The following is a 12,267-nucleotide window of genomic DNA, read 5'->3' as shown; positions in this document are numbered from 1 at the left end:
TTCCTGCGGCGACTAAATGCAGGCGTGCTGCTGAGCTGGCGCGGTCGGTCTTCCGGATCGGATCCGCGCCCTGCGGCGTTTCCCGAGCTCGATCATAACCCGAGACGTATTGCCGGAACGCCTGCTGCCGGACGGTCCGACTGGAGAAGGTGCATGGCAAAAGAAGAATTGATGCAGTTCGATGGTCTCGTCATCGAGATCCTGCCGGATGCGCGCTACCGCGTGCAGCTCGACCAGGGCCACGAGATCGTGGCCTACACGGCCGGCAAGATGAAGAAGAACCGCATCAAGACGCTGGCGGGTGACCGGGTGACGGTCGAGATGTCGCCCTACGACCTCGAGAAGGGCCGCCTCGTGTTCCGCCACAAGGACGAGCGCTCCTCCGGCCCGCGTCCGCAGGTGCGCGGCGGCCAGTTCCGCCGCCGTTGACCACCGAGGGGGCGGCGCGCCCTTCGTCGGCCGCACCTGCTTACGGTCTGCTCACGCTCACGGCGCTGCTCTGGGCCGGGAACGCGGTCACGAGCCGCTGGGCGCCGGGGCATATCTCGCCTCAGGTCATCACGACGTTGCGCTGGGCGGTGGCCTGCACGGCGCTCATGCCCTTCGCCGGGCACAAGCTCGTGGCGGAATGGCCGTTGCTGCGCCCGCACTGGCTGCGCATCCTGCTGATGGGCGGCCTAGGCTATACGGCCTTCAACTGCCTGTTCTACGCGGCCGGCGCCTATACCGGGGCGATCAATCTCGCCCTGTTCCAGGGGGCGATCCCGGTGCTGGTGATCGTCATGAACCGCGTGGCCTACCGGATTCCGGTGACCGCCGGGCAGATGGCGGGCGTGGTCCTGACGCTGATCGGCGCGGGGCTCGCCGCCACCCACGGCGATCTGGCGGTGCTCACGCATCTCGCCTTCAACCGCGGCGATGTCCTGGTGTTCGGGGCCTGCCTGCTCTACGCGGGCTACACGATCTTCCTGCCGACCCGGCCCAAGGTCTCGGGGCTGGCGTTCTTCGCCGCCATGGCGGTCGCCGCCTTCGTGACCTCGCTGCCGCCGCTCGCCGTCGAATGGGCCGCCGGCCACGCCGTCTGGCCGGGCCCGGAGGGCTGGGCCATGGTGCTGTTCGTGGGCCTCGGGCCCTCGCTGCTGTCGCAGCTCTTCTTCATGCGCGGGGTGGAACTGATCGGCCCGAACCGGGCCGGCCTGTTCGTCAATCTCGTGCCGATCTTCGGCGCGATCCTCGCCGTCCTGCTGGTCGGCGAGCCGTTCGGGGCGACGGAAGGGATCGCCCTGGCGCTTGTGCTCGGCGGCATCGCCTGCGCCGAGCGGCTGAAGCCGGGGCGGGCCGTCGAGCCCGCGCCGGAGGCCGCTTATTCGCAGACGCGGACGCGGCGGATGTAGACGTCGCCGTAGGGATCGATGGTCCGGCGGCGCTCGAAGTGGCAGACCGGGCCGTAATCTTCCTCGACGTAGACCGGCGGCGGGGCGCGGTAGACCGGGCGGCCCGGGTAATAGCCGTTGTTGGCCGACGCGATGGCGCCGCCGACCGCGAGGCCGCCGAGCACGCCGAGGGCCGCCGCGCCGCCGGCGCCGATGCCGTCACGGGCCTGGGCGGCCGGCGCCAGCGTGGCGAGGCTCCCGACGACAAGGCTCGTCGCGAGTAGGTACTTCATGACATCCCCCTGAAAGAAGGCGATTCGTGCCGCTCATCGGCACAATCCCGGTAGCACACCTCAGCTTTGGGGCGTTTGTTCGGCCGCACATCACGGAACACGGCGGCTTGACGTGGGGTGTTCCGCCGCACCACACCCGTCGGGATGGGCGTGCAGCGGAGGCCGGCATGGTGACACGGGGTTTCGTCGGGCGCAGGCAGCCGCCCGAGACCGGCGCGCGCCTGCCGCCGGGCCAGTATCTCACCGACGATTTCCCGATCCTGCAGATCGGCCCCAACCCGACGGTCGATCTCGCCACGTGGCAGTTCACGCTGCGCGAGGGCTCCCGCCCGATCAAGACGTGGAGCTGGGAGGCGTTCGAGGCGCTGCCCCGGACCACGTGGCACGGGGACATCCACTGCGTCACCAAGTGGTCGAAGTTCGACACCGCCTGGGAGGGCGTCAGCTTCGACGACCTGCTGGCCGATGCCGGCATCACGGCGCCGACGCCGTTCCTGCTGGCGGAATCCTTCGACGACTACACCACCAACGTGCCGGTGTCCGATCTCGTCGGCGGGCAGGCCCTGGTGGCGACGCGCTATGCCGGCCAGCCGATCCACCCGGACCATGGCGGCCCGGCGCGGCTCTTCGTGCCGCACCTCTATTTCTGGAAGAGCGCCAAATGGGTGAAGGGCCTGCGCTTCACCAAGACCGACACGGCCGGCTTCTGGGAGCTGCGCGGCTATCACATGTACGGAGATCCCTGGCGTGAGCAGCGCTACACCGGTGACTGAGCCGATCGTCTTCCGCTGGCATCGGGCCGCGATCACCGCCATCGCGCCGGTCACACACCACGTGACGAGCGTCCGGCTGCGCTGCCCGCTGGCAGAAAGCTACCGGGCGGGCCAGCATGTCGATGTCCGGCTCACCGCCGAGGACGGCTATCAGGCCCAGCGCAGCTACTCGGTCGCCTCCGCCCAGGACGGCAGCGGCACCCTGGAATTGCTGATCGAGGGCCTGCCGGATGGCGAGGTCTCGTCCTGGTTCACGGGCGTCGCCGCGGTGGGCGATCAGGTGGAGCTGCGCGGGCCGATCGGCGGCTCCTTCTCGTGGGATGGCCCGGATGGCGGGCCGCTGCTCCTGGGCGGCGGCGGCTCCGGGGTGGTGCCCCTGCTGGCGATGCTCCGGCGGCGGGCGCAGGGCTGGCGGGAGATCCCGGCGGCCTTGATCTACTCCGTCCGCACCCGGGCGGAGGCGATCGCGCTCCCCGAGCTGGAGCGGCTGGCCGCGGAGGACGCGCGCTTCTCGCTCCACCTCGCGACGACGCGGGACCCGGGCGGCAAGCGCATCGACGCCGACCTCGTCGCCGCGGCGCTGCGCCGGACCGGGCCGCCCGGCAAGGTGTTTCTCTGCGGCTCGAACCGCTTCGTCGCGGCGGCCTCCGACCTCATCCTGGCGGCCGGCGTGGCGCCGGGGGTGATCCGCACCGAGCGCTTCGGCGCTTGACAGCCGCACTCCGGCATTGCCCGGCCAACCCTTCAGCCCTCGACGCCGCGATCGCGCCGAGGCCGTCAGTTCCGCATTGGGCACCGAAACCGCGATCAAGGATGAAGAGTGCCCCGCTTCCCCGCGCGTCGCGGCTCGAGCGGTATCCGGATCGCTGAGCGGAGCTCGGCAGGCGTTCCAGGGACGACGGGCTGTATCGAGCCTTTGCCTTCGGCCGTTCAACCCATATCGGGACAGGTGCCGAAGGGGCGAGCGCATCATCCGGAACGCAATGCGTCAGTGCCAACGCGACGACGATCTCGGAATTGGCCGACCGTAGCGCAGGTCGGGGTCGTTCCACATCGGATCGCTGCAGCATGATCGATTGTGCGCCATGGTCAGCTCGGCGAACTCGATTCTTACGCTCCTCGACTGCGGCTTGCCGACAGAATGCTCTGCGTCAGTTTCAGGGCCCGTCGCGCGTGGGACATCGCGATCTCTGATCGCCCTGCATGAGGCGTCGAATAGACCGATATATAAATAGTGCAAATCTGGATGACGGCAGAAAAAGCGAAATTAGAAACATTCAGCGACTTCAGTAAGACGAGAATTTGCTATTCTGAAAATTTTCCAGAAATCAAACCTTTATCGAAAGATATTAATGAAATATGAATTGCACCGTCCGTCAATCGTGTGATACCACGCGCATCTGCGGTGACAGAACAAGAGATGAGGACTGTCTTTTCCACCGAGACGTTCCACGTCCGTGACAAGTTCCAGCGCTGGTGCGACGCCATGCACGAGATGCGCGTCCCGACCCAGCAGACGCGCGACGCGAGCGATCCCTTCGAGGCGAAACTGGAAGCCGCGCGGATCGGCCAGTTCGATGCGATCCGGACCACGCATGGCTCGTTCCGCACCGAGGCCACACCCGGTCTGATCCGGCTTCACGGCCAGGATGAGAATGTCGCCGTCTTCCTCCGTCTCGCGGGCGTTGCGAACAGCATCAAACACGGGCGAACCTCGGTGCAGCGGCCGGGCGACTTTCTGATTCTCGACAGCAGTCCCGCGGCGCAGGAATACAGCCCGGGCAGTCAGATGCTCACCCTGCATATGCCGCGTAGTCGGGTGGAAGCCGCCCTCGGCCCGACGCGGGTCTATAGCGGGCTTACGATCGGCCCGGGCATCGGCAGCAGGTCGTTGGCGACGGGCTTCCTGACCGAACTGGTCCAACTCAGCGGCAGCCTCACGCCGGAGAATGCGGATCGCCTGTCGATGATCGGCATCGACCTGATCGTCGCCAGCGTCGCCGAGAGCCTCGCGCAGGACGTGTCCCGGCCCGTGGGCGGAACGGTGACCGTCCAGCGCGCCAAAGCCTATGTGGAGGCCAACCTGAGCGATCCCGATCTCGGGCCTCGGGAACTCGCCGCCGCCGTCGGCGTCTCGCTGCGCCGGCTGCAGGAGCTGTTTCACGAGCGGGGCCGGCACATCTCCGATTACATCTGGGAGCGCCGGCTTCTTGCAGCCGAGCAGCGGCTCAATGACGTCGGGCGCAGCCATCTGCAGATCGGCACCGTGGCGTATGGCTGCGGATTCTCCAGCCAAGCCCACTTCTCCCGTCGCTTCTAGGCCAAGCACGGGATGACGCCGGGCGAGTTCAGGATGGCTGCCCTTCTGTCCACCCGGTAGGTGCCCGTCCGGTCGTCACACTCCGCGTTCGTCGGCGGCAGGAAGCCGGGCGTGCGGATCACGGGCTGAAGATCAGCACGAGGTAGACGAAGAACAGCACGAGGTGCACCGCCCCCTCCAGCACCGTGGTGCGCGTGCCGGAAAACGTCTGGGCGCTGAGGATCAGCGTCACGGCGAGCAGGGTCATCTCGGTGGGCTTGAGGCCGAGCACCACGGTCTGGCCGGTGAGCAGCCCGATGGCCAGCACGGCCGGCACGGTCAGGCCGACCGTCGAGGTCGCCGCGCCCAGGCACAGGTTGATCGCCCGCTGCAATTCGTTGCGCGCCACCGCCTTCAGGGCCGAGATCCCCTCCGGGGTGAACACGATGGCGGCGATCAACACGCCGCCGAGCGCCGAGGGGGCGCCCAGCGCCGCGATGCCGTGATCGAGGATCACCGCGAGGCTCTTGGCCAGGATCACGATCGGCACGACGTTGGCGAGCAGCAGGCCGATATGTTTCGCGATGCCGCCCGAAGCCGTGGCGGCATCGCCCTCAAGTCCGGTCTCCTGAGCCTCGGCGTCGATGAAGAACTCACTGTGGCGGCCGGTCTGGATCAGCAGGAACACACCGTAGAGCGCCAGGGTGAAGACCGAGAAGGTCACGGCCTGGAGGGTCGTGAGTGTGCCGTCGCTGGTCGAGCTGGTGAAGTTCGGGATGATCAGCGCGATCGTGGTGAGCGGGATGATCACCGACATGAAGGCGGACGCCCCCTGCAGGTTGTAGCGCTGCTGATGATGGCGCAGGCCGCCGACCAGCAGCCCGAGCCCGACCACGCCATTCAGCACGATCATCAGCACGGCGAACATCGTGTCGCGGCCGAGCGTCGGCGCGTCCTTGGCCGAGAGCATCACGGCCGAGATCAGCGCCACCTCGATGATCACGATGGACAGCGTCAGCACCAGGGTGCCGAGGGGCTCGCCGAGCCGGTGGGCGATCGCCTCCGCCTCGTGCACGACGCCGAAGGCCGCCCACACGATCACCGCCAGCAGCCACGCGAACAGGCCTCCGGCGACGAGCGGCTGCGACAGGTCGGCGAGCCAGCCCTTGCCGAACCACGCGAAGGCCAGGACCGTCGCCCAGGCTACCGCCACCCGAAGGAGTGCAATCATGTCGGTGCCGGTCTCCGGTCGGGCCGCGTTGACGCTGCGCTGTGCAATGTTAGACCATGTCATAGTCCATTTGCAGGGCGCGACCAGGGGCGGTCCGGGGGGATGCGATGCGGGTATCCGTGACCGACGCCAAGGCACAGCTCACCGAACTGGTCCGGCGTGCCGAGGCCGGCGACGAGGTGGTCCTGACCCGGCACGGCCAGCCCGTGGTCCGCCTCACCGCCGTCATGCCGAAACCGGATCGGAAGGAGCGCGGCGCGATCATCGCCGCCGCGCGGGCTTCGGCGGCCGCCAAGATCACGCCGGGGCCGAGCGCGGCCCGGAGCCAGGATTTTCTTTACGGTGACGACGGCCTGCCCGGATGATCGTCATCGATACGTCGGCGCTGATGGCGATCCTGCAGGGGGAGCCGGACGCGGAGCGATGCGGCGCGGCGATCGAGCGCGAGGAGCGGCTTCTGATGTCGTCCGCCACCGTGGCCGAGGCCCTGATCGTGTCCGCCCGCCGGAACATCGAGGTCGAGATGACGACGCTGATCGAGGCTCTGGCGGTCGAGATCGTGCCGGTGACCGCGGTCGCGGCACGCCGCATTGCCGGGATATATCGGCGCTGGGGGAAGGGCTTCCATCCCGCCGGCCTCAATCTCGGAGACTGCTTCGCGTACGACCTCGCCAAGGAACAGGATTGTCCGCTGCTTTTCGTCGGCCAGGATTTCAGCCAGACGGACCTGTTCGAACCGGATTGATCCGGTGCAACCGCCCCATGCTGCGACGGGAGTGGTCAGCACGCGCGATTGGCGTTACCTTCCCGCAATCTGAATAAAGTCCGGCGCCTGAACCCTCCGCCGCGCGATGGCGCGCTGCCGAGCGCGGCGCGGCCGTTGAGAGTTTCCGAAGCTTGCCTTTCCCGACCCTGCCCGCCCCCCTCGCGCGGGCCCTTTCCGACCGCGGCTACGCCGATCCCACCCCGGTTCAGGCCGCGGTGCTCGAGGCGGCCGCCGGCGACCGCGACCTCCTCGTCTCCGCCCAGACCGGCTCCGGCAAGACCGTGGCGTACGGCCTCGCCATGGCCGGCATGCTCATCGGCGACGCCGAGGCCCTGCCGCCCGCCGGAGCGCCGCTCGCCCTGGTGATCGCGCCGACCCGGGAGCTCGCGCTGCAGGTCCAGCGCGAGCTGTTCTGGCTCTACGGCCCGGCCGGCGGCCGGATCACCGCCTGTGTCGGCGGCATGGATCCCCGCCGGGAGAGCCGGATGCTGGCCGAGGGCACCCACATCGTCGTGGGCACGCCGGGTCGGCTGCGCGACCATCTGGAGCGGCGCAACCTCGATCCGACCGCTTTGCGCGCCGTGGTCCTCGACGAGGCCGACGAGATGCTCGATCTCGGCTTCCGGGAGGATATCGAGTTCATCCTCTCGGCGACGCCGCCGGAGCGGGCGACCTACCTGTTCTCCGCGACCCTGCCGAAGGCGATCGAGTCCCTGGCCGAGCGCTACCAGCGCGACGCCCTGCGCCTCGCCATCAAGAGCGAGACGCGGGGCCACGCCGACATCGCCTACCGGGCGGTGCGGATCATGCCGCGGGAGACCGAGCACGTGGTGCTCAACCTCCTGCGCGAGGCCGATGCCGCGACCGCGATCGTGTTCTGCAACACCCGCAACGCCGTCCGCCACCTCCAGGCGAACCTGACCGAGCGCGGCTTTTCCGTCGTCGCGCTCTCGGGCGAGCTGGGCCAGGGCGAGCGCAACGCCGCCCTCCAGGCCCTGCGCGATGGCCGGGCCCGCGTCTGCGTAGCCACGGATGTCGCAGCGCGCGGGATCGACCTGCCGAGCTTGAGCCTCGTGATCCACGCGGATCTGCCGCACGACGCCGAGGTGCTTCAGCACCGCAGCGGCCGCACCGGCCGGGCCGGGCGCAAGGGCACCTCGGTGCTGCTGATCCCGAATTCCCGGCGCCGCCGGGCCGAGCAGATGTTCGCCATCGCCAAGGTGAGCCCCGAATGGTCGGGGCCGCCCTCGGCCGACGAGATCCGCCGGCTCGACGGCGAGCGCATGCTCTCCGACCCGCTCTTCGCCGAGCCGCCGGCCGAGGAGGATGTGGCGCTGGCCGGGACCTTGCTCGCCAGCAAGAGCCCGGAGGAACTGGCCGCGCTGCTCGCCCGGGTCTACCGCACCCGCCTGCCGGCGCCCGAGGAGGTCAGCGATCCGGGGGAGGGGCGTGCGCCGCGGGGCGAGCGTCCGCCCTACGACCCGATGGATCCGGAGCGGATCGCCGCCATGGGGCCCGCGGTCTGGTTCCGGCTCAACCTCGGCCGCCGCGACAACGCCGATCCGCGCCGCCTCCTGCCGATGCTCACCCGCCGGGGCGGGATCGGCCGACAGGAGATCGGGGCGATCCGGATCTTCGACCGCGAGACCAAGTTCGAGGTGCGCGGCAACGCGGCGGCGCGCTTCGCCGAGGCCTTCGCCCGCAACGGCTCGCCGGAGATCCAGGTCGAGGCGCTGGCGGGGGAGGGGGCTCCGGCCGAGCGGCCGGGCCGCGGCGGGCCGAAGGGGTTCGCGAGCCCGCGGGCCGGGAAGCATCAGCGCAAGGTGGAGCGGACCGGGCCGCGTCCCGACAACAAGCCGGACCGGCATTCGGGCCGGGGCTGAGACGGCATCGGGCGCCTTTGAGGAGCCCGGTTTCGGTTGCGCTTCCAACCCGCGGTCTCATCCTGACGTACGGGCCGAAGTGGCCGCTAGGGAGGCCTACAGGATTCGCAGCGCCGTCTGGGTGCCTCCTTCGACGCCCGCCGAGGCGGGCGACGGTACACGACACAACACAGCAAACCTCCGATCGGCCGTCCAAACCACCCCCTCATCCTGAGGTGACCGCGAAGCGGGCCTCGAAGGAGCCCTCCGGCCAGCCGCGCGATCCCTGGAGGGCACCTTCGAGGCCTCCGCTACGCTCCGGCACCTCAGGATGAGGGGGATTGGGTGGGATCGTACGATGATGCTGCCACGGGATGCTGTCGTGGACTGTGAGCTGTCGTTTCAAGGCGGCGCTTGCGCGCGTCCGATCCGGATACGGCCGCTCAGAACACGCTCTTCACGGCATCGCCGAGGGCGTCGACGCTCTCCTTCAGCTTCCGGCCGGCGGGGGCCAGCGACGGCAGCTTGATCCCGAGCACTTCCGTCTCCTCGGGTTCCGCGGCCTCGGCCTGGGCGACGGCGGTCGGAGCGGTGCGCTTGGCCTTCTCGGCCGTCTTCACCGGCGCCGTCTTGGTCGGCGGCGTCTTGGCGGCGACGGCCTTGGGGGCCGGCTTCGCGGTCTTCTCCGGCGCCGCGGCGGCGACCGGTTTCGCGGCCGGCTCGGCCGGCGCGTGGGCCACATGGGCCCGCACGGTCTCGGACGGGCGGGGCGCCTGAAGCGCGGCGGTGCGGCTCGGCGGGAGCGGCACGACCTGGCGGGCCGCCGCGAGCGGCGCTACCGGAGTCGGCGTCGGGATGCGCCGGGCCGGCGGGACGGTGGCATCCGCAGCCTTGGCGGGTTTCGATGCGGCTGGGCTCCGGGTCGCCGCCGCGGGGGTGAACGTCTCGGGCAGGGACGCCATGCGCGGGGCCGGCGCCGCCGGTTCGGCCGGCTTCGTCTCCGAGGCTGCGGCCACGACGGTTCCGGCCACGGCCGGGAGCCCGTCCTTCAGGTCGGGCCAATCCTCGGCCCGGCCCGGGGCCGTCGCGATCTTCATCGGGGGTGGCGCGGCGAGCCCGGCCATCAGCGTCGAGGCGGCGACGCCGAAGCCGCCGAGCACACCGAACCCGGCCAGCCCGAACAGGACGACGCGCAGGTTGAGCGCACGGCGCGGTGACGCTGCCGAGATCCGGTTCTCGCGGGTTTCAGAGGGGTCCAGCGCGAGGTCGATCATGGTCCGGGGCCTCTGACACGATAGACGTCGCGTGCGACCGGGCTCCCCTCAACCGATCGCCGCCCTCCGTCGAGCCGGAGGGTGTTCAACACGGCTGCCAGTAGAGGAACCGCAATACGGCGCAAAGATGTCGAGGCGAATTCTGGGCGTGCCCAGTCGAACGACCGCTATCCACAGGATATGCATCGACGGCTTAACAATTCGTCATCGATCGAAACCCGTCGGGCGGTGACGGGGGCAGGCGCGGCATGGACTTCGCCGGCCCGCCGGCTATGGGTCTCGGCGTGGATGCGCGACCGACCCAACGCCCGATGCCCGACTCGCCCGCGACCGTCGCCCAACGGGCCGGGCGCTGGCCCTGGTCGGCGTGGTCGACTCGGGCGCGCCTCGTGGCCGTGGTGCTGCTCATCGATGCCCTGGCGGCGCTGGTCTCGTGCGGCGTGATCGTGCTCAATGCCCGCACGGCGGTGCGGGTCGAGACCCGGGCCTCGCTCGCGACGGTCGAATCGCTGGTCGCCGACACGATCCGCCTGTCGGACGCGACACCGGCCGAGAGCCTGCTGCAGACCCTCGACCTGCGCTTCATGGTGTTGCGGCACGTCCGCGTCGCGGTGTTGGACAATGCCGGCGCGCGCGTCGGCAGCGCTGTCCCGAGCCATCGCACCGTCCGTGAGGCGCCGCGCTGGTTCGCCGATCTGATCATGCCGCCGATCGAGCGCCACACCCTCCCGATCACCGTGAACGGCCGGCAGCTCGGCACCGCGCAGATCACCACCCAGCCCCTTGACGAGATCGACGAGATCTGGGGCTATGCCCGGGCGCTCTCGCTGACCACCGCGGCGATCAACCTCGCCATGCTGATCGCGCTCTACGTCGCCCTCGGCCGGATTCTGGCGCCCCTGCGGCGGCTCGGCGACGGCCTGACGCAGCTGGAGCACCACGACTACACCGCCCGTCTGGAGCCCCCTGGCGCGCAGGAACTGGCCGTCATCGCCGAGCGCTTCAACAAGGTCGCGGCGGCGCTCGGCGAGGTCCGCGCCGCCAACGGGCGCCTCAACCGGCAATTGCTCACCGCCCAGGACGACGAGCGCCGCCGCACCGCCCTCGAACTCCACGACGAGTTCGGCCCCTGCCTGTTCGCGCTGGAGGCGAATGCCGCCTCGATCGCCCGGATCGCCTCGGGGCCGACCGAGCCGAGCCGCGACAAGCTGGCCGCGCGGGCGGCCGAGATCAGCGCCATCGTGGGGCAGGTCCAGACCGTCAACAGGGAGTTGCTGAACCGTCTGCGGCCGCACGGGCTCGGGCAGGCGCCGCTCGCCACTTGCCTGGACCTGCTCCTGCGCGGCTTCGCCCAGCGCCATCCGGGCCTGGCGTTCATCGGCCGGTTCGACGGTCTGGCGCGCGGCTACGGCGACCTCGTGGACCTCACCGTGTTCCGCTGCGTGCAGGAGAGTGCCACCAACGCCGTGCGACACGGCGCCGCCACCCGGGTCGAGGCGGAGGCCGCCGAGAGCGACGGCCATCTGACCGTGACCATCCGCGACAACGGCACCGGTGTCCCGCCCGAGCACGGCACCGGGCTCGGTCTGTCGGGGATGCGCGAGCGCGTCGAGGCCCTGGGCGGCACCTTCGCCCTTGACAATGCCGGCCCCGGCGCAATCGTCCGGATCATGATCCCCGTTCCGCCGGACCGGGGCGACGAGAACGCCGCGCCGAGCGCATGAACGCCATCGCCTCCCAGATCGACATCGCCGCAACCCGCCTGCCGGTCCTCGTGATCGACGATCATCCGATCGTCCTGCAGGGCTGTCGCCGCGTGCTGGAGGATGCCGGGGTCGAGACGATCGCGGAGGCGACCACGGTGGTCGGGGGATACCGGATCTTCCACCGGCTCCGCCCGCCGGTGGTGATCTGCGACCTGACCTTCCAGGGCAGCGGCATGGCGGGCCTCGGCCTGATCCGCCGGATCCGCGCCGTCGCGCCGGAGACGCGGATCCTGGTCTTCAGCATGCACAACGATCCGGTGATCGTGGCCCGCGCGCTCGAGGCCGGGGCGCTCGGCTACGTCCTGAAGGATCACGCCTCGGCCGAGCTGTTCGAGGCCTTCGGCAAGGTGCGGATCGGCGAAGTCTATCTCGACCGGCGGCTGGCCACCGAAGTGGCGATGCTGCGGGCGGACGCCCGGCGCACGCCGGAATCGCAGCTGACCCCGCGCGAGCAGCAGATCCTGGCCCGGCTCGCTCAGGGCCGGTCCTACGGCGCCATCGCGACCGATCTCTCGGTGAGCTACAAGACCGTCACCAACGCCTGCTCGCAGATGCGCCAGAAGCTCGGCGTCCGGACGCTCGCCGAGCTGATCCACGTCGCCGTCACCCACGCGCAGCGGCAGGGCTGAC

13 protein-coding genes are annotated in these 12,267 nt (G+C 70.0%); 10 read left to right on the top strand and 3 right to left on the bottom strand.

The window, feature by feature from the left end; genetic code table 11:
* Positions 1-153 precede the first annotated feature (153 nt).
* Positions 154-429, top strand: coding sequence for a translation initiation factor IF-1 (gene infA, locus AAHG09_RS02390; RefSeq protein WP_091781030.1), 276 nt, complete (start codon positions 154-156; stop codon positions 427-429).
* Positions 426-1,394 carry a DMT family transporter gene (locus tag AAHG09_RS02385; protein WP_342105145.1) on the top strand — a complete coding sequence of 323 codons (969 nt, stop codon included), beginning with the start codon at positions 426-428 and terminating at the stop codon, positions 1,392-1,394. The genes infA and AAHG09_RS02385 overlap by 4 nt, the downstream gene beginning before the upstream one ends.
* Here AAHG09_RS02385 and AAHG09_RS02380 read toward each other — a convergent pair.
* Positions 1,364-1,666: a hypothetical protein gene (locus AAHG09_RS02380; RefSeq protein ID WP_043382873.1), complete on the bottom strand. Its 303-nt coding sequence runs from the start codon at positions 1,664-1,666 to the stop codon at positions 1,364-1,366. The two genes, AAHG09_RS02385 and AAHG09_RS02380, sit on opposite strands and share 31 nt — an antisense overlap.
* A 167-nt stretch (positions 1,667-1,833) precedes the next feature.
* On the opposite strand from AAHG09_RS02380, the gene AAHG09_RS02375 reads away from it, so the two are divergent.
* From AAHG09_RS02375 to AAHG09_RS02365, 3 genes are all read left to right on the top strand, one after another.
* A complete protein-coding gene (locus tag AAHG09_RS02375; protein WP_342105144.1) occupies positions 1,834-2,439 on the top strand; it encodes a sulfite oxidase-like oxidoreductase in 606 nt (201 codons plus the stop codon).
* Positions 2,414-3,151, top strand: a complete 738-nt coding sequence (locus AAHG09_RS02370) for an FAD-binding oxidoreductase (RefSeq protein ID WP_342105143.1) — start codon at positions 2,414-2,416, stop codon at positions 3,149-3,151. The genes AAHG09_RS02375 and AAHG09_RS02370 overlap by 26 nt, the downstream gene beginning before the upstream one ends.
* Before the next feature lie 708 nt (positions 3,152-3,859).
* Positions 3,860-4,759, top strand: a complete 900-nt coding sequence (locus tag AAHG09_RS02365; RefSeq protein ID WP_342105142.1) for a helix-turn-helix domain-containing protein — start codon at positions 3,860-3,862, stop codon at positions 4,757-4,759.
* Positions 4,760-4,877: 118 nt separating this feature from the next.
* On the opposite strand, the gene AAHG09_RS02360 is transcribed toward AAHG09_RS02365, so the two are convergent.
* Positions 4,878-5,969, bottom strand: a complete 1,092-nt coding sequence (locus tag AAHG09_RS02360; RefSeq protein WP_342105141.1) for a calcium:cation antiporter — start codon at positions 5,967-5,969, stop codon at positions 4,878-4,880.
* Between the two features lie 107 nt (positions 5,970-6,076).
* Between AAHG09_RS02360 and AAHG09_RS02355 the strand changes: the two genes are divergently transcribed.
* From AAHG09_RS02355 to AAHG09_RS02345, 3 genes are all read left to right on the top strand, one after another.
* A complete protein-coding gene (locus AAHG09_RS02355) occupies positions 6,077-6,334 on the top strand; it encodes a type II toxin-antitoxin system Phd/YefM family antitoxin (protein ID WP_342105140.1) in 258 nt (85 codons plus the stop codon).
* On the top strand, positions 6,331-6,714 hold the full coding sequence (locus AAHG09_RS02350) for a type II toxin-antitoxin system VapC family toxin (protein ID WP_342105139.1): 384 nt from the start codon (positions 6,331-6,333) through the stop codon (positions 6,712-6,714). Before AAHG09_RS02355 ends, AAHG09_RS02350 begins: the two co-directional genes overlap by 4 nt.
* A gap of 152 nt (positions 6,715-6,866) precedes the next feature.
* Positions 6,867-8,618, top strand: a complete 1,752-nt coding sequence (locus AAHG09_RS02345; RefSeq protein ID WP_342105138.1) for a DEAD/DEAH box helicase — start codon at positions 6,867-6,869, stop codon at positions 8,616-8,618.
* A gap of 422 nt (positions 8,619-9,040) precedes the next feature.
* Here AAHG09_RS02345 and AAHG09_RS02340 read toward each other — a convergent pair whose 3' ends face one another.
* Positions 9,041-9,871: a hypothetical protein gene (locus tag AAHG09_RS02340; RefSeq protein WP_342105136.1), complete on the bottom strand. Its 831-nt coding sequence runs from the start codon at positions 9,869-9,871 to the stop codon at positions 9,041-9,043.
* A 248-nt stretch (positions 9,872-10,119) separates the two neighbouring features.
* Between AAHG09_RS02340 and AAHG09_RS02335 the strand changes: the two genes are divergently transcribed.
* Positions 10,120-11,595 carry an ATP-binding protein gene (locus tag AAHG09_RS02335; RefSeq protein ID WP_342105135.1) on the top strand — a complete coding sequence of 492 codons (1,476 nt, stop codon included), beginning with the start codon at positions 10,120-10,122 and terminating at the stop codon, positions 11,593-11,595.
* A complete protein-coding gene (locus tag AAHG09_RS02330) occupies positions 11,592-12,266 on the top strand; it encodes a response regulator (protein WP_091714933.1) in 675 nt (224 codons plus the stop codon). Before AAHG09_RS02335 ends, AAHG09_RS02330 begins: the two co-directional genes overlap by 4 nt.
* The last annotated feature ends 1 nt before the right edge of the window (position 12,267 follow it).

Source organism: Methylobacterium guangdongense, assembly GCF_038442355.1.
Taxonomy (GTDB): domain Bacteria; phylum Pseudomonadota; class Alphaproteobacteria; order Rhizobiales; family Beijerinckiaceae; genus Methylobacterium; species Methylobacterium guangdongense.
This window is presented reverse-complemented; position numbering and strand designations above follow the sequence as displayed.

Coding starts and splice junctions, on each gene's coding strand:
- AAHG09_RS02335 (WP_342105135.1), top strand. CDS start 10,120: ATGGACTTCGCCGGCCCGCCGGCTATGGGTCTCGGCGTGGATGCGCGA.
- AAHG09_RS02355 (WP_342105140.1), top strand. CDS start 6,077: ATGCGGGTATCCGTGACCGACGCCAAGGCACAGCTCACCGAACTGGTC.
- AAHG09_RS02365 (WP_342105142.1), top strand. CDS start 3,860: ATGAGGACTGTCTTTTCCACCGAGACGTTCCACGTCCGTGACAAGTTC.
- AAHG09_RS02380 (WP_043382873.1), bottom strand. CDS start 1,666: ATGAAGTACCTACTCGCGACGAGCCTTGTCGTCGGGAGCCTCGCCACG.
- AAHG09_RS02375 (WP_342105144.1), top strand. CDS start 1,834: ATGGTGACACGGGGTTTCGTCGGGCGCAGGCAGCCGCCCGAGACCGGC.
- AAHG09_RS02350 (WP_342105139.1), top strand. CDS start 6,331: ATGATCGTCATCGATACGTCGGCGCTGATGGCGATCCTGCAGGGGGAG.
- AAHG09_RS02340 (WP_342105136.1), bottom strand. CDS start 9,871: ATGATCGACCTCGCGCTGGACCCCTCTGAAACCCGCGAGAACCGGATC.
- AAHG09_RS02330 (WP_091714933.1), top strand. CDS start 11,592: ATGAACGCCATCGCCTCCCAGATCGACATCGCCGCAACCCGCCTGCCG.
- infA (WP_091781030.1), top strand. CDS start 154: ATGGCAAAAGAAGAATTGATGCAGTTCGATGGTCTCGTCATCGAGATC.
- AAHG09_RS02360 (WP_342105141.1), bottom strand. CDS start 5,969: ATGATTGCACTCCTTCGGGTGGCGGTAGCCTGGGCGACGGTCCTGGCC.